General features: G+C 50.6%; 14 protein-coding genes. 4 read left to right on the forward strand and 10 right to left on the reverse strand.

Features of this window, described 5'->3' with window-relative positions:
* Positions 1-11 precede the first annotated feature (11 nt).
* From FT643_RS03440 to yacG, 3 genes are all read left to right on the forward strand, one after another.
* Complete coding sequence (locus FT643_RS03440; protein WP_156869261.1) at positions 12-920, forward strand: prepilin peptidase; 909 nt, start codon at positions 12-14, stop codon at positions 918-920.
* Positions 921-991: 71 nt separating this feature from the next.
* Positions 992-1,609 carry a dephospho-CoA kinase gene (gene coaE, locus FT643_RS03445; protein WP_156869262.1) on the forward strand — a complete coding sequence of 206 codons (618 nt, stop codon included), beginning with the start codon at positions 992-994 and terminating at the stop codon, positions 1,607-1,609.
* A gap of 10 nt (positions 1,610-1,619) precedes the next feature.
* Positions 1,620-1,811 carry a DNA gyrase inhibitor YacG gene (yacG, locus tag FT643_RS03450; RefSeq protein ID WP_156869263.1) on the forward strand — a complete coding sequence of 64 codons (192 nt, stop codon included), beginning with the start codon at positions 1,620-1,622 and terminating at the stop codon, positions 1,809-1,811.
* Here the strand turns inward: yacG and FT643_RS03455 are convergent.
* The 4 genes from FT643_RS03455 to FT643_RS03470 all read right to left on the reverse strand — a co-directional run bounded on the left by FT643_RS03455 (position 1,800) and on the right by FT643_RS03470 (position 7,946).
* Positions 1,800-2,759, reverse strand: coding sequence for a Nudix family hydrolase (locus FT643_RS03455; RefSeq protein WP_156869264.1), 960 nt, complete (start codon positions 2,757-2,759; stop codon positions 1,800-1,802). The two genes, yacG and FT643_RS03455, sit on opposite strands and share 12 nt — an antisense overlap.
* Before the next feature lie 3 nt (positions 2,760-2,762).
* The gene (gene argJ, locus FT643_RS03460) at positions 2,763-3,995 is read right to left on the reverse strand and encodes a bifunctional glutamate N-acetyltransferase/amino-acid acetyltransferase ArgJ (protein ID WP_156869265.1); all 1,233 of its coding nucleotides are present in this window, start codon (positions 3,993-3,995) and stop codon (positions 2,763-2,765) included.
* Positions 3,996-4,071: 76 nt separating this feature from the next.
* Entirely contained in the window at positions 4,072-6,804 is a 2,733-nt protein-coding gene (gene secA / locus FT643_RS03465; protein WP_156869266.1) for a preprotein translocase subunit SecA, read from the reverse strand.
* Between the two features lie 215 nt (positions 6,805-7,019).
* Positions 7,020-7,946, reverse strand: a complete 927-nt coding sequence (locus FT643_RS03470; protein ID WP_156869267.1) for a M23 family metallopeptidase — start codon at positions 7,944-7,946, stop codon at positions 7,020-7,022.
* Between the two features lie 94 nt (positions 7,947-8,040).
* Here FT643_RS03470 and FT643_RS03475 point away from each other — a divergent pair, with 94 nt between their 5' ends.
* Positions 8,041-8,505 (forward strand): DUF721 domain-containing protein, encoded by a 465-nt coding sequence (locus FT643_RS03475; RefSeq protein WP_156869268.1) that lies wholly within the window; start codon positions 8,041-8,043, stop codon positions 8,503-8,505.
* 74 nt (positions 8,506-8,579) lie between these two features.
* On the opposite strand, the gene lpxC is transcribed toward FT643_RS03475, so the two are convergent.
* From lpxC to murC, 6 genes are all read right to left on the reverse strand, one after another.
* Positions 8,580-9,494 carry a UDP-3-O-acyl-N-acetylglucosamine deacetylase gene (gene lpxC, locus FT643_RS03480; protein ID WP_156869269.1) on the reverse strand — a complete coding sequence of 305 codons (915 nt, stop codon included), beginning with the start codon at positions 9,492-9,494 and terminating at the stop codon, positions 8,580-8,582.
* A gap of 121 nt (positions 9,495-9,615) precedes the next feature.
* Positions 9,616-10,794 (reverse strand): cell division protein FtsZ, encoded by a 1,179-nt coding sequence (ftsZ, locus tag FT643_RS03485; RefSeq protein ID WP_156869270.1) that lies wholly within the window; start codon positions 10,792-10,794, stop codon positions 9,616-9,618.
* Between the two features lie 74 nt (positions 10,795-10,868).
* Entirely contained in the window at positions 10,869-12,095 is a 1,227-nt protein-coding gene (gene ftsA / locus FT643_RS03490; protein WP_198043305.1) for a cell division protein FtsA, read from the reverse strand.
* Between the two features lie 67 nt (positions 12,096-12,162).
* Positions 12,163-12,951, reverse strand: coding sequence for a cell division protein FtsQ/DivIB (locus FT643_RS03495; protein WP_156869271.1), 789 nt, complete (start codon positions 12,949-12,951; stop codon positions 12,163-12,165).
* The gene (locus tag FT643_RS03500) at positions 12,952-13,872 is read right to left on the reverse strand and encodes a D-alanine--D-alanine ligase (RefSeq protein WP_156869272.1); all 921 of its coding nucleotides are present in this window, start codon (positions 13,870-13,872) and stop codon (positions 12,952-12,954) included.
* Between the two features lie 7 nt (positions 13,873-13,879).
* Entirely contained in the window at positions 13,880-15,295 is a 1,416-nt protein-coding gene (murC, locus tag FT643_RS03505) for a UDP-N-acetylmuramate--L-alanine ligase (protein WP_156869455.1), read from the reverse strand.
* Positions 15,296-15,303: the final 8 nt, after the last annotated feature.

The raw sequence follows: 15,303 nt of genomic DNA on the forward strand, positions 1-15,303 counted from the left end.
AATTCGCTCCAATGCAAAATCCTGTATTTTCATATCTATCCAGTAACCCCGACTATTTCGCCGGGGTTATTTTTTTATTCGGGCTGATTTTCGGCAGTTTTTTCAATGTCATAATTTACCGATTGCCGATTATTATGCAGCTGGAATGGTTGGATAACTGCCGGGATTTTATCGAAGAAATGTTCGGCAAAGTACCGCAAGACATTCAGCAACACCCGGAGAAACTACCCAAACCTCCATTTAATATTGCCAAGCCGGATTCTACCTGCCCCCAGTGTGGCCATCTGATCCGATGGTACGAGAATATCCCGCTGTTTAGCTATCTGGCGTTGAAGGGTAAGTGCAGCCAATGTAAAACCCGGATTTCGCCCCGTTACCCGATTATTGAATTGCTCACTGGTGTGGCCTCAGGGTTTATCGCTCTTCACTTTGGTTTTACCTGGGAGGCAGCCGCTGCGCTGGTTTTTACGTGGTGCCTGATTTGCCTGACCATGATCGACTTCGACCACAAACTACTTCCGGATCAAATTACGTTGCCACTGATGTGGTTGGGTATTCTGTTGAATTTCTTTGGCATGTTCACCACCCTGGAAAGTTCGATTCTCGGGGCTGTGTTTGGCTACCTCAGTCTGTGGAGCCTTTATTGGCTATTCAAATTGCTGACGAAAAAAGAAGGTATGGGCTATGGGGACTTCAAGCTGCTGGCGGCATTGGGTGCCTGGATGGGATGGCAGGATCTGCTATTAATCGTGGTGCTGTCCTCATTTGTCGGAGCGGCTTGCGGCATTACCCTGATCATTGCACAAGGCCGCGATAAAAACATTCCGATCCCGTTCGGGCCTTACCTGGCAGCAGCCGGTTGGATTGCGTTTATCTGGGGCCCGGAGCTGACTAACACCTATCAACGGGCCATGATGTAATCCGTTGCTATTTACTATCTGCGCCTTAACGGCAACAATAACCACTTTGCATTATTAATGACTGAGTGGAAATGAATAAGTTTGTTGTAGGTGTCACCGGCGGCATCGGCAGCGGAAAAACCGCCGCAACGGATCGCTTTCAAAGTTTGGGAATCACCGTGGTGGATGCAGACCTGGCATCGCGGGTGGTGGTTGAATCCGGTCGCCCCGCATTGAAAGCAATTGAAGAACACTTCGGCTCCGGTGTGATCGCCCCTGATGGTCAATTGGATCGCCGCGCGTTACGCGAGATTGTGTTCGCGGATCCCGACGAGCGCAAATGGCTTGAGCGCCTGACCCACCCGCTGATCGCGCAGGAAATCCTTTCTCAAATCCAAAGCAGCACCTCACCCTACACGATTCTGGTATCCCCCCTTCTATTGGAGGGCAACCAACATCAGATGGTCGATCGCATTCTGGTAATAGACGTTCCGCAAGATATTCAGATCAATCGTACCATTCGCCGGGATACAACAACTGAAGCGGGAGTTAAAGCGATCATTGCCGCTCAGATGCAGCGTCAGCAACGCTGCGAAAAAGCCGACGACATCATTGTGAATGACAAGGATCTCGCCAGTCTCCATGAGGCAATCGACCGCCTTCACACAACCTATCTTGATATGGCCAATGCGCGCCACAAGCAACTATAGAAGTCCGATTATGGAAGTAAAATGCCCTACTTGTGAAAAAATGCTGGAATGGAGCGAGAAAAATCCATTTCGTCCTTTTTGCTCAGATCGCTGCAAGCTGATTGATTTAGGCGAGTGGGCCAGTGGTGAGCGCTACATTGCCGGCTCGCCGGATTGGTCGCTGCAGCAGGATGACAGCGGCGAAGATCCGTCACTGCATTGACTTGGCCCACAATCCGGTAATGGCTGCGACGCCCTGGGCACCAGCCTCTAGGCACCAGTCCAGATGGCCGGCCTTCAGACCGCCCAAAGCATAGACGGGCACCTTCGCATCACAAACCAGCTTAGCGAAGTCATCTTTGCCTAAACACGCTGCCCCGGGGTGGCTGCTAGTGGCAAATACCGGGGACAGAGTGACAAAGTCCACACCCAAACGTTCTGCACAGGCAATTTGTTCTGCGCTATGACAAGAAGCGGACAACCAACGAACGCCTTCCGGCCGCCGCTGCATCGCTTGCAGATCACGGGAGGTAAGATGAATTCCATCGAATTCATTGGCATCCACACCCGCTATATCGCTGTTCACCAGCACCTCAACCCGGTAGCGGCTTTTCAATTCTCGAACACAACACTGTATCGCTTCCCATTGGCTTTGGGTCGCGGTTTTGGCCCGCAACTGGATCAGCTCCGCACCGGATGCCACCGTGGCTTTCAGCTGATCAAGATAGGCGCTTAATGACGTGCCTACTTCCGGTGATATAACATAGCGCCGTGGCAGTTGTGCCGCCGTTACTATGGGCACATTGGCGGCCGGGAACTCATAATCACCCAATTGCGATTTACAAACCCAGCGAATCTCCTGCCCTTCAAGACCTTGAGGGGGGCCGTGAAATTGAGTTACTTTCCAAACTTCCAACAACACTTTTTTGTCCGGATAATCGTGGCTGATCTTGATTAATGGCTCGGCGCGGGTGAACTCGAGATTCAACTCTTCTTTTAGCTCCCGTTGCAATGCAGGGAGAACCGATTCGCCCGGTTCCACTTTTCCTCCAGGAAACTCCCATTTTCCGCCTTGGTGCAAATGATCCGGACGTCTGGCCAACAGTATTTGATGCTGCCGCCGATCAGCGTCTCCCTCAATTACCGCCGCGACGACATGGACTCGTTTCATCAATCAGGACCGGTAATCGGCATTGATTTTTACATAATCGTAGGACAGGTCCGTAGTCCAGATTGTTGCCTGCGCATCACCACGGCTGAGTCCGACCCGGATGGTGATTTCTTCTTTCTGCATTTCGGCAGAGCCCGCCGCTTCGGTATAACTTGCCGCAACCCCGCCCTGCTCAGCAATCAACACATGATTGAGATAAACCGACACGCCCTCCACCGCCAGATCCGGTATCGGAGCTCGCCCGACTGCCGCCAGGATTCGCCCCCAGTTCGGGTCACAAGCAAACAACGCAGTTTTGATCAGTGGAGAATGGGCAATGGTATAGGCGACTTCCCGGGCTTCGTCTGCCGAGCGGGCCTGCTCAACCTGAACCGCAACAAATTTAGTGGCACCTTCACCGTCACGGATGATGGCATGCGCTAACTGCAGAAAGACCGACTGTAATGCCGTGCTGAACGCTTCCAGATCATCTACAGCGGATTCGGATATGGTTACTCCGGATTGGCCAGTCGCGACCAGCAGGCAGCTATCGTTGGTGGAAGTGTCACTGTCGACCGTAATGGAGTTGAATGAAGCCTGCGTTGCCTGGGATGCCAAAAGTTGCAACAAGTCGGGTGCCACGGCCGCATCGGTCGCGACATAACCCAGCATGGTTGCCATATTCGGCTTGATCATGCCGGCACCTTTTGAGATACCGGTTATGGTCACCACTTTGCCCTGCAGATTGAGCTGTACGGAAGCGCCTTTTGCCCGGGTATCCGTGGTCATGATGCCAACCGCCGCATCAGCCCAACCGGACTCCGACAGCCTGTTGATGGCATCGGGTATGCCCGCAACCACGCGGTCCACAGGCAAGGGCTCACCAATGACGCCAGTGGAAAAAGGGAAAATGTGATTCACCGGAACGGAAACCTGCTCCGCTAAATGCTGGCATACCGATTCGGCGTTGGCCATTCCCTGCGTGCCGGTTCCTGCATTGGCATAGCCCGTGTTGGTGATCAGAAACACGTTTTGCTGCGCGGCGCCACCCAGTGACATTAAATTACGTTTGCAAACAGTAACCGGTGCTGCACAAAACGCATTGAGTGTGAACGTACCCGCGATGGTACTGCCTGCCAAGGCTTCCATCATCACTAGATCCCGTCGGTCCGGCTTTTTAATTCCAGCTTTGGTAGCGCCCAGGCGAAAGCCTTTTACCGGGTGCATTTCGGGAAACGTGTCTGCTCCGACCGCCATGATTGTTCTCCTGATGTGAATTGAAAAAGGGGCTGATACAGCCCCTTAATATTATTTTGAAAAGCCGGCTTGGTGCTTATTCTAACTGGCCGTGACAGTGTTTGTATTTCTTGCCAGAGCCACAGGGACAAGGCTCATTACGCCCTACTTTACGATCCTGGCGCTGAAACGGCGTATGGGAGGGATCAGCAACCTCTGGCGGTTCTTCCGTTGCCGAGGCGTCCGCATGCTGTAGCTTTATGTCACGTTCAGCAGCAGCGCGCCGTTGTCGCTCCAATTCTTCCACTTCTTCCTGACGCCGCAGTTCCACCGTGGTGAGGATACGTATCACCTCCAGCTTAACGTTCTCCAGAAACATCTGAAATAGCTCAAACGCTTCCCGCTTATACTCCTGTTTCGGATTCTTTTGTGCATAACCGCGCAGATGAATGCCCTGACGCAGGTGATCCATATTGGATAAGTGTTCTTTCCACAATCGATCCAGGGTCGCCAACATCACATGTTTTTCAAGCTGACGCATGACATGGGCTTCATCACCCAGATTGGCTTCTTTGGTCGCGTACGCCTGCTCCAGAATGTCGATAATTTTCTGGCGCAGGCTTTCTTCGTGTAGCGTCTTGTCTTCGTCAAGCCAACTTTGGATGGGCATTGGAACCCGGAAATCAGATTCCAGTGCTTTTTCCAGCTCAGCCACTTCCCACTGTTCTTCCATGCTCTGAGGCGGTATGTATCCACTGATAAAATCGTTGACGACATCCACCCGAATGGCTTTGATGTTTTCAGATAAATCCTCTGCATGCAGAATATCATTACGCTGTTCGTACACAACTCGGCGCTGATCGTTGGCAACATCGTCGTATTCAAGCAGCGATTTACGAATATCAAAATTGCGCCCTTCCACTTTCTTCTGCGCATTCTCGATAGATTTTGTCACCCAACGGTGCTCTATTGCTTCGCCTTTTTCCATTCCCAATGATTGCATCAGGCCTTTGACTTTGTCCGACGCGAAAATGCGCATCAGATTATCTTCCAGCGACAGGAAGAAGCGGGTGGACCCCGGGTCGCCCTGCCGACCGGAACGGCCGCGCAACTGGTTATCTATTCGGCGGGATTCATGACGCTCCGTGCCAATTATATGCAACCCCCCCGCGTCTTTTACTGCCTGGTTACGATCCTTCCAGGCCTGCTTGGCGGCCGCAATGTCCTGCTCGGTGGGAGACGCCATCGCGTCCACTTCTACCTGCCAGTTACCGCCCAGAACAATATCCGTTCCACGTCCGGCCATATTGGTTGCAATCGTAATCGACCCGGCACGACCTGCTTGCGAAATAATTTCGGCTTCCTGAGCATGAAATTTCGCGTTCAAAACCTTGTGGGGGATTTTTTGCTTGGTCAGAACCTTCGACAAATACTCAGAACTCTCAATTGACGCGGTACCCACCAGCACTGGTCGATTCTCCTCGACAACGCCTTTGATATCTTCAATGATCGCGTCGTATTTTTCTTCAACGCTCATATAGATCAAATCGTTCTCGTCCTTTCGCACCATGGGTTTATTGGTGGGAATAACGATCACATCCAAACCATAGATTTGGTGAAATTCAAATGCTTCGGTATCAGCAGTACCGGTCATACCCGATAGCTTGTTATACAAACGGAAGTAATTCTGGAAAGTGGTTGAAGCCAGCGTTTGATTTTCCGATTGAATATTCACGCCTTCTTTTGCTTCTACGGCCTGGTGGATACCATCAGACCAGCGGCGCCCCGCCATTGTGCGCCCAGTGTGTTCGTCCACAATGACGATCTGGTTATTCTGAACGATATAATCAACATCACGTTGAAACAAACTGTGTGCTTTTAATGCCGCGTGTACATGATGCAGTAGATTCAAATTATTGGGGGCATATAAACTTTCCCCGTCGTTCAATAAGTTGTATTCAATCAGCAAATCTTCTACATATTGATGGCCTTCTTCTGTCAGTTCTACCTGACGGTTTTTTTCATCAATAGTAAAATGCCCCGACGGGCCTTCTTCCGGATTGCCGTCCGGGTTCTCTTCATACCCGCGTTGCAGCTTAGGTATTAATACATTGATCTTCTTATAGAGCTCCGAGCTGTCTTCACTGGGCCCGGAGATGATCAATGGCGTACGTGCCTCATCTATGAGTATGGAGTCGACTTCGTCTACTACAGCGAACGCCAGTGGCCCCTGAGCCCGGTCCTCCAGGGTGAAGGCCATGTTGTCACGCAGGTAATCAAATCCAAATTCATTATTGGTACCGTAGGTAATATCACATGCGTAGGCTGCTCGCTTCGATTCTGAATCCTGCTGGGATAAGATCACCCCGACCGATAAGCCCAGAAACTCATACAACGGCCGCATCCAATCCGCATCCCGCTGAGCCAAATAATCGTTGACCGTTACAACGTGAACGCTGGTTTCAGGTAGCGCATTCAAATAAACAGCCAGGGTCGCAGTCAGGGTTTTACCCTCACCGGTGCGCATTTCAGCGATCTTGCCTTCGTGCAGCGTGATGCCCCCGATCATTTGACAATCAAAGTGACGCATCCCCATGACACGGCTACTCGCCTCTCTAACCGTGGCAAAGGCTTCAGGTAACAAAGCATCCAGGGTTTCGCCCTGCTCCAGACGGGCACGAAATTCCGTTGTTTTAGCCTTCAACTGCTCGTCGGAGAGGGTTTTTATCTCCTCCTCCAGGGCTGAGATCTCAACAACCAGTTTTCCCATGCGCTTGAGCTCACGCTCATTCTTGCTACCAAAAATCTTGCGAAACAGTGGTCGTAACATAGGTTTTCACTTCTTTGAACGGAGGCTTTGTTCCCTAACCTTACGGGTTGGGTCTAACCTAAACCAGCAGACCCAGCACTTTACAGGGAATAAAATTTAAGGCAGCAATTCTAACGTTATTTTCCCTGCAGGATAAAGCGTTTACATGGGGGAATAATGAAAAGGCGCACGTATTAGGTGCGCCTTCTTGACTATTTTAGCGGATTCGGGAGTATTTATGTGCGCTTCCGCAGCACGTAACGGGAGGGGTCAACCGCTTTGCCGTTTTTACGCACTTCAAAGTGCACATGAGGGCCTGTGGAACGGCCAGTGCTACCCATTTTTGCCAAAACCTGACCCTGCTTCACAATATCGCCAACTTGCACTTCAATTTCTTTTGCATGGGCGTAACGCGTGGCATAACCACCGCCGTGGCTGACTTCAACCATCAGGCCGTATCCGTATCTTTCACCCGCCCAGGTCACCACCCCACCACCGACGGAGACGATATCAGATCCATCTTTGCCAGCGAAATCCACGCCGGAATGCCAGGCTACCCGCCCGGTAAAAGGATCATTCCGACGCCCGAAACGTGATGACAACCAGCCCCAGGTAATAGGTCTGCCGGCAAGGGCGACTTCTTTTTGAATCTTGCGGTTTTCAAGCAAACTTTCCAGCACTTCCAGCTGACGTTCACGGGTTTCTACATCCGATGCCAATTGGTCCAGATCCTTCAGAAAGCTGGGCCGTTCCACTTCAATTCCCATTTCACCTTCTTCAGGCCCCCCGACTGCGGGGACCTCGGAAAACTCGAACTCCCCGCCCTTCAGGTTGGCGACATCAACCAAGCGCTCGCCCAGGGCATCCAGGCGCATCAGGCGCGCCTGCAGTTCAGCCATGCGCACCGTCATTGCTGATACATGACCTTCTGCCGATTGCTGTGCTTGTTTGATGCTTTCTGCGTTATTGGCGATATCCTGCTTCAACAAGATCGTCAAATCACCATCGGATGCAACAACATTCCCTTTCAGGAAGTAACCTGCTGCCACACCACCAGCGGCAGTGACAGCCAGTAAAAGGACCACTGCCAGCATCAACACAGCCGCAGGGAAACGAACGGGGCGAGAGTGACCCGTCTTCTGATCAAAAAGAATTACATTCATTACTACGTCTCTAGAGTTCAATGGCCTTTTGCTTCACAATTAGAAGAAATCAAAAGCCCTACTACTCAACTCTCTGAGCATTTTGTGATTTCTTATGGCAATGGATCAAACCATAAAAAATATAAGGGAAATCATGCGCCACAACAAGGACGTGATGTCACTTGCTGAAAACGCCGTCCAACTTCTTGAGCTGAATCACATTTTTAAACAATTACTACCCAGCAAGCTGGCTAATTTTTGTCAAATCCGCAGTTACCGCAACGGAGCGATGGTTTTAGAGACCAGCACTGGTTCCGCAGCAACGCAACTCCGGTTTATGCAACCTCAGCTACTCACAAAACTCAAAAAGAGCACTAAATTCAGCGCCGTGCAAACTATCGACATCAAAATTGCTGAGCAACCTATAAAGATGGATCGCAGTTATACCCGTACCGCAAAACCTGTATCAGCCGGAAACAGACAGGCTCTCAAGGATGCGGCGGCGGAGATAAAAGACGACGCTCTGGCGATGTCGATGATCAGGCTCGCTGACACTCTAGAGAAATATGGCAAAGATTAAGAAAATTGCCATTAAATCCGACTAAATTGTCGGATTTAATGGCAGAAAGGGGGGATTGTGTAACGGTTTTTTGACTACTCTGCTGCCAACACAGGATTGGTGTAGGAAATTGGCGCAGTTTTGGCGTCATCGAAGGTGACCATTTCCCAGGCATCTTCTTGTACCAATAACTCTCTCAAAAGCTGATTATTCAGGGCGTGTCCGGACTTATAACCCTGAAACTCGCCAATCAGGCTTTTGCCTAACAAATACAGGTCGCCAATTGCATCCAATACTTTGTGTTTTACGAACTCGTCGTCGTACCGAAGACCGTCTTCGTTCAGAATCCGGTAATCGTCTACCACGATTGCGTTTTCGACACTGCCACCAAGCGCTAGATTACGCTCACGCAGGTACTCAATATCGCGCATAAAACCAAAGGTACGGGCCCGGCTGACCTCACGCACAAACGATGTGCTGGAAAAATCCAGTGAAATTGTCTGACTACGCGCTTTAATCACAGGGTGATCGAAGTCGATCTCAAAACCCACTTTAAACCCGTTAAAAGGCAGGAATGTCGCTGACTTATCTCCGTCCGTCACAGTCACGCGGCGCTTGATGCGGATGAATTTCTTCAACGCACCTTGCTCTTCAATACCTGCGGATTGCAACAGAAACACGAAGGGACCGGCACTGCCATCCATGATCGGGACTTCAGAAGCACTCAAATCAACGTAAGCATTGTCGATACCAAGACCTGCAAACGCCGACATCAAATGCTCAACAGTGGACACTCGAACGTCCCCGTTCTCCAATGTAGTTGATAACGTAGTATCTCCTACATTAAGGGTGTCCGCGTGGATGGTTACCACGGGATCCAGGTCGGTTCGACAGAATACAATGCCTGTGTTTACCGGCGCAGGCCGCAAAGTGAGGTACACTTTATCGCCTGTATGCAGACCGATACCGGTTGCACGGATTGTATTTTTTAATGTGCGTTGTCTAATCATCTCATTCCACACAATTTAAGGTTTAAAATTCGGGGCACAAAGCGGAAATTTGGCGTAATACTAGCAGCATTCGTCAAGATCACCAAATAAATCACCGCAAACCGTATGTTTTTTGACCAAATTAATCGGCCTGGCGTCTCAAAAACGTTGGAATATCAAGATATTCCCGGTTCACATCCGTCTCCATTACTGGACGCCTGCGTGATTCGGACTGGGGTTGAGGCTGATGTCGCCGCACCCTTTCCACCGCTGGCTTATCAAAACGTCCATAGTCTGAGACCGCTTCCTGAGCAGACCGTTTAGTCACAGATTCAACTGAACGAACCGGCGTGGTTTGCTCACCCACCGCGCCGAGCCCCGTCGCCACCACAGTGACGCGAAGATCATCGCCCATGCTGGGATCAATTACTGTGCCCACAACAACGGTCGCATTGTCTGAAGCGAACTCTTCGACCGTGTCGCCTACTTCAGAGAACTCACCCAGCGACAAACTTTCGCCCGCAGTGATATTCACTAGAATACCGCGCGCACCTTCCAGGTTCACATCTTCCAGCAACGGACTGCGGATCGCTTTCTCTGCAGCTTCACGGGCACGACTTTCACCACTTGCGAAGCCGGTTCCCATCATCGCCATGCCCATCTCAGACATAACGGTGCGAACGTCTGCAAAGTCGACGTTGATCATACCGGGGCGGATAATCAGATCGGCTATCCCCTGCACCGCACCCAATAACACATCATTCGCCGCTTTAAATGCGTCGAGCAAACTGGTTTTGGGACCAAGTACTGCCAGCAGTTTTTCATTCGGAATCGTAATCAATGAATCCACGTTGTCGGACAGCTCTTTCATGCCCTCCAACGCAATTTGCATACGCTTACGACCTTCGAAAGGAAAGGGCTTAGTGACGACCGCGACGGTAAGAATGCCCATCTCTTTCGCTATTTCAGCCACGATAGGCGCACCACCTGTGCCTGTTCCGCCACCCATGCCTGCGGTAATAAAAACCATGTCAGCGCCTTCCAGCACTTCACGGATGCGTTCTCGATCTTCAAGAGCGGCATCCCGGCCTACATGAGGGTTCGCACCCGCACCCAAACCCTTAGTGACTGCCCCACCGAGTTGCAGCAGGGTTTTGGAGTTCATATTTTTCAACGCCTGGGCATCCGTGTTAGCGCAGATGAAATCCACACCGTCCACCTGATTTGAAAGCATGTGTTCAACGGCATTACCACCACCGCCTCCGACACCGACGACTTTTATTACTGCGTTCTGAGGTACGTTGTCAACGAGTTCAAACATATCTATCTCCCCTTTCCTTCCTTCGCTATGGTTTCTCTTGGTTGAGAACTGATTAAATAGTTATTTGTAACCTGTCAAAAATTGCCTTTTATCCAGGTTTTCATTTTCGATACAAAGCTTTCTTCTATGATCTGAGGTGTTGGGTGTTGTGCGATTCCCGCCTCTACTTGTTTTTGTCCATATTTCAGTAAACCGACTCCGGTGGCATATATTGGGTTTTTCACCATTTCAGTTAAACCCTGAATACTGTGAGGTGAAGCCAATCGCACCGGCATGTGGAAAATTTCTTCTGCCAACTCTACCGCACCTTCCATTTTCGATGAGCCTCCGGTAAGTACAATACCCGCCGCTATCAGATCTTCGTAACCTGAGCGACGAAGTTCCGCCTGCACCAGAGAAAACAATTCGTCGTAACGAGGCTCTACTACTTCGGCCAACGCCTGCCTGGAAAGTTCACGAGAAGGTCGATCACCAACACTTGCCACCCGAATTGTTTCCTGCGGGCCAGCCAACTGAGTCAAACAGCACGCGTACTTGATTTTAATCTCGTTGGCATGCTCTGTTGGCGTTCGCAACGCCATGGCGATGTCGTTTGTTACCTGATCGCCTGCTATTGGTATAACCGCTGTATGACGAATTGAGCCTTCAGTGAAAACCGCTATATCGGTTGTACCGCCACCGATATCCACCATACATACACCTAATTCTTTTTCATCGTCTGTCAGCACTGCATAGGCTGACGCCAGCTGCTCCAGAATAATATCTTCTACTTCTAATCCGCATCGGCGCACACAACGTTCAATATTCTGTGCTGCATTCACGGCACAGGTGACCAAATGAACTTTTGACTCCAGGCGCACACCGGACATGCCCATCGGCTCTTTGATGCCCTCCTGGGAATCAATGATGTATTCCTGCGGCAAAATATGCAGCACTTTCTGATCTGCCGGGATGGGCACAGCCTGAGCGGCATCAATGACCCGCTCCAGATCTGCCCGGTTCACCTCGCGATCTTTGATAGCGACGATCCCGTGACTGTTAAGGCTACGAATATGGCTACCGGCAATGCCTACATAGACCGAATGGATCTGACACCCGGCCATCAGCTCTGCTTCTTCGATCGCTCGTTGGATCGATTGCACTGTGGACTCAATATCGACCACCACGCCCTTTTTCAGACCACGTGAAGGGCATGATCCGATGCCGATAATTTCGATATGACCATCGCCTTTCAACTGGCCCACAATGGTAACTACTTTTGTGGTGCCTATATCGAGCCCTACTATCATCCGGCTACCCATATTACTCACAACTCCACTGGACCGTTCTTGTGTACTCACCGGATGGGAGTCCCCCAATCCGAACATATTACGCAGCGTCTGTGTCACCATCGTTCTTCTTCCACTTGATTGCCAGCCCGTTTTCGTAGCGCAAATCAACTTTTGAAAGCTGTTGCTTCTGTTGGTCGGTGAAAAGTGTGTACAGCTGAACAAAACGTTTTAATTTTTCCAAGCTGTTTTGTTCATCGACTACCAGAACCAATCCATTGTTAAGTTGCGCTTTCCAAGAGACCCTGTCTTCCAATTCAAGCTTTTTCACAGACAGCCCGATCTCACTTAAAATTTTCTGCATTTTTGTGAATCGTTCTGCAATAACGGGCGCTTGTTCTTGTCTGCCTATAAAAGTAGGCAAGTTTGGATCAGGCTGCACGTGTTCTGCAGAAAATATTTCACCTTTTTGACTTAAAAATTCATTACCACCCCAATTCGCTACCGGAATGCGTTCATGAAGCAATACAACCAACGTATCCGGCCATTCTTTTTTTGCATCGGCATAATCAATCCAGGCTAAAGATTCCGCTGTGCTTTTCACTTTTTCTAAATTAACAGTGAAGAAATTGTCCGCAACATAGGGAGCTAACGCGGCTTTTAACCTGTCCTGATCAACGTGGTGAAGATCGCCCACCACGTTAATTTGCTGAATCGGATTTTGCTCCAACCAATTATGCAATGATTGCCGCACCACCAAACCTGCCGCAATCAAAACCAGTAATAATACAATCAACAACAGACGAATCCGCCCCAACCCGGGCACTTGCGCAGCAGACTGCTGATTGCGCTGAGCTGATTTCACTGTTGCCTGGTTCTGTCCTTTCACTTATTCGCCCTTTTGTCCTAATACAATGGCTTCCACCAATGCGGCAAAATCCAAACCTTTCGCCTTTGCCGCCATGGGTACCAGGCTGTGGTCGGTCATACCCGGCACGGTATTCACCTCCAGCAACCAGAAATCCCCGTTCTTATCCATCATTGCGTCTACGCGCCCCCAGCCACTGCAGCCCAGGGCATCGAACGCTCTTAGCGACAGCGCTTGCAACGCCTGTTCCTGCTGAGGCTCCAGCCCTGCAGGAATCAAGTACTCGGTAGTATTTGACTCGTACTTTGCATCGAAGTCATAAAACTGGTGTGGCGTTTTGAGCCGGATTACCGGTAATGCCACACCATTTAATATTGCGCAGGTAAACTCCGCACCATTAATCCAACGTTCGATCAACACGTCCTTGTCGTGTTTCAACGCGATTTCAACTGCGGCCGTCAACTCTGTTTCAGTTTCAGCACGAGACATACCGATGCTGGAACCTTCGTGGGGCGGCTTCACAATGACGGCCCCACCCATATCCGACAACAACCCATCAAGCTCTTGAGTGCTTCTGACCGAACGAAACTCCGGTGTGGGCAATCCCAGTCCAGCCCAAAGCCATTTGCTTCGTAGCTTATCCATGGCGAGAGCCGATGCTGCGACCCCGCTTCCGGTATAGGGAATTTTCATGACTTCCAGCAATCCCTGGATAACGCCGTCCTCACCACCGCGTCCGTGCAGCGCAATGAATGCCATATCAATACCGGATAGCTGATCAAACAAGCGCTTATTAAATTGAACATCAATTCCAATCACTTCGGCCTGCCGATTCTGTAGTGCAGCCAATACGGCTTCACCACTGCGCAGCGAAATCACCCGCTCCGCAGATTCGCCGCCATATAGAACTCCGATTTTTCCTACACTCGATAGCTGGCTCATATTACTTTCACTTCACCTCGGTTAACCGGCTGCTGGCCAGTCCGGTGGCAATGGCACCCACATTGCCTGCCCCTTGAGTTACTAGAATATCGTTTGGTTTTAACACGTCTCGTAAAATCTGTGGCAAACGCTGAATATCGTCGACAAATACCGGGTCCACTGCGCCACGCTGACGAATGCTACGGGCCAAGCTGCGACCGTCAGCCCCGGAAATAACGTCTTCACCCGCTGAATACACATCCATCAACAGCAACATATCCACATCGGATAATACACTGACAAAATCTTCATAGAGGTCGCGTGTGCGGCTGTAACGGTGTGGCTGATACAGCATAACGACGCGCCGGTCCGGCCAAGCACCGCGGGCGGCATTGAGAGTGGCGGCTACTTCAGTGGGATGATGGCCATAATCATCAACCATTGTGACCGTCCCATCTTCAATCGGCAGATCCGGATACACTTCAAAGCGACGCCCTACACCCTGAAATTTTTCGAGCGCAGAGACGATAGCACTATCTTCTATTCCTTCATCGGTGGCGACCGCAATCGCAGCCAATGCATTCAAAACATTGTGGTGGCCCGGAATATTCAACTTTACTCGCAAAATATCCGAGTGATCTCGGCGCACCACATCGAAATGTGACTGCGTACCCTGCATCACTATATTTTGTGCCCGGATATCAGCCTCTTCCGACACACCATAAGTCACCAGCGGTCGCGACACCACCGGCAGCAACGAAACGACTACCGGGTCGTCCGCACACATGACCGCTAACCCATAAAAAGGCAAGTTGTGCAAAAACTGGATGAAGGTATCTTTAAGGCGGTTGAAATCGCCGCCGTAAGTTGCCATGTGATCAGCTTCAATATTGGTGATCACAGAGATCATCGGTTGCAGATGCAAAAAAGAAGCATCACTTTCATCGGCTTCCGCCACGAAGTAACGACTCGCACCCAAGCGTGCGTTGGTGCCCGCGCTATTCAACAGTCCGCCGATGACGAAAGTCGGGTCCAAACCGCCTTCTGCAAGGATTGAAGCAATCAGGCTGGTCGTGGTGGTCTTACCATGAGTGCCAGCAACGGCTATACCATGGCGGTACCGCATCAATTCACCCAACATCTCCGCTCTGGGCACCACCGGAATCCGTGATTCACCGGCTGCTACCAATTCCGGATTATCTTGTTTTACCGCAGACGACACGACAACCACACTCGCGGATTCTATATTCCCGGCGTCATGCCCGATATAGATGTGAGCACCCAGGGATTTCAGCCGGTCTGTCACCAACCCTGCTTTTATATCACTACCGGTCACCCGATAGCCCTGATTCAGTAGTACTTCCGCGATACCGCACATGCCTGCACCGCCGATACCGACAAAATGCACCGTTCGAATGCGGCGCATTTCCGGTATTTCAATCATTCTTGCAA

This window comes from Ketobacter sp. MCCC 1A13808, from assembly GCF_009746715.1.
GTDB lineage: Bacteria > Pseudomonadota > Gammaproteobacteria > Pseudomonadales > Ketobacteraceae > Ketobacter.

What these genes read in the sequence shown, in the direction of transcription:
- FT643_RS03440 (WP_156869261.1), top strand. Translation starts at nt 12, where the DNA reads ATGCAAAATCCTGTATTTTCATATCTATCCAGTAACCCCGACTATTTC.
- coaE (WP_156869262.1), top strand. Translation starts at nt 992, where the DNA reads ATGAATAAGTTTGTTGTAGGTGTCACCGGCGGCATCGGCAGCGGAAAA.
- yacG (WP_156869263.1), top strand. Translation starts at nt 1,620, where the DNA reads ATGGAAGTAAAATGCCCTACTTGTGAAAAAATGCTGGAATGGAGCGAG.
- FT643_RS03455 (WP_156869264.1), bottom strand. Translation starts at nt 2,759, where the DNA reads ATGAAACGAGTCCATGTCGTCGCGGCGGTAATTGAGGGAGACGCTGAT.
- argJ (WP_156869265.1), bottom strand. Translation starts at nt 3,995, where the DNA reads ATGGCGGTCGGAGCAGACACGTTTCCCGAAATGCACCCGGTAAAAGGC.
- secA (WP_156869266.1), bottom strand. Translation starts at nt 6,804, where the DNA reads ATGTTACGACCACTGTTTCGCAAGATTTTTGGTAGCAAGAATGAGCGT.
- FT643_RS03470 (WP_156869267.1), bottom strand. Translation starts at nt 7,946, where the DNA reads ATGAATGTAATTCTTTTTGATCAGAAGACGGGTCACTCTCGCCCCGTT.
- FT643_RS03475 (WP_156869268.1), top strand. Translation starts at nt 8,041, where the DNA reads ATGGCAATGGATCAAACCATAAAAAATATAAGGGAAATCATGCGCCAC.
- lpxC (WP_156869269.1), bottom strand. Translation starts at nt 9,494, where the DNA reads ATGATTAGACAACGCACATTAAAAAATACAATCCGTGCAACCGGTATC.
- ftsZ (WP_156869270.1), bottom strand. Translation starts at nt 10,794, where the DNA reads ATGTTTGAACTCGTTGACAACGTACCTCAGAACGCAGTAATAAAAGTC.
- ftsA (WP_198043305.1), bottom strand. Translation starts at nt 12,095, where the DNA reads ATGGGTAGCCGGATGATAGTAGGGCTCGATATAGGCACCACAAAAGTA.
- FT643_RS03500 (WP_156869272.1), bottom strand. Translation starts at nt 13,872, where the DNA reads ATGAGCCAGCTATCGAGTGTAGGAAAAATCGGAGTTCTATATGGCGGC.
- murC (WP_156869455.1), bottom strand. Translation starts at nt 15,295, where the DNA reads ATGATTGAAATACCGGAAATGCGCCGCATTCGAACGGTGCATTTTGTC.